Genomic DNA, 625 nt, shown 5'->3' with positions numbered 1-625 from the left:
TTTGCTTTACTCGCCAATGCTTTGGGACTATCAATTCAATTAACAGCTGAATAGTACTAATGGCAATCGAGTAGACGGGTGACGGTTTTATAACCGCCACTGCGCCTCTCACACCACCGTACATACGGGTCTCGTACCTGCCTGCCGGCAGGCAGGTCTGTGATTTATTTGCTAACTTTAGTGCCTAACCACGCAACTAACCATACACAATCACGTTGTAAGCAATTATGAAAAAAACGCATCTGATAATTTTAGGACTTTTGGCAATACTTTGTAGTTCCTGTTATTCCTATAAAGTTTATCCAAAAGAATACCGCAAGATTGAAAATGACAATCCAAAACGGAGTGCTTATATTATCAATGATACTCTGAAAAAAGAACTGGAAATATTAGCTTCATCCGAATTGTTTGAAATAATCTCTGATAGTTCAAAAGCCGACTTGAAAATAAAGCTCTATCCGATTAAACAGAGTTTTGTTTGTGGACAACCAATAATTTTATCAATGCTGACTGTTGGACAATTGCCAATAACTTTACCTGACAGATATTTATACAGATTTGAGGAGATTGAAAATGGGATAGTGACGGAAAGAAAACTTGAATTGAAAATAGCACAAAGAGTTTG

1 protein-coding gene is annotated in these 625 nt (G+C 37.1%); it reads left to right on the top strand.

What is annotated here, in order from left to right:
- Positions 1-227: 227 nt before the first annotated feature.
- Positions 228-625 (top strand): hypothetical protein (locus tag ESY88_RS20750; RefSeq protein WP_147129072.1); only part of this gene is annotated, 398 nt, incomplete at its 3' end.

The sequence above is a fragment of the Subsaximicrobium wynnwilliamsii genome, from assembly GCF_007997225.1.
GTDB lineage: Bacteria > Bacteroidota > Bacteroidia > Flavobacteriales > Flavobacteriaceae > Psychroserpens > Psychroserpens wynnwilliamsii.
This window is presented reverse-complemented; position numbering and strand designations above follow the sequence as displayed.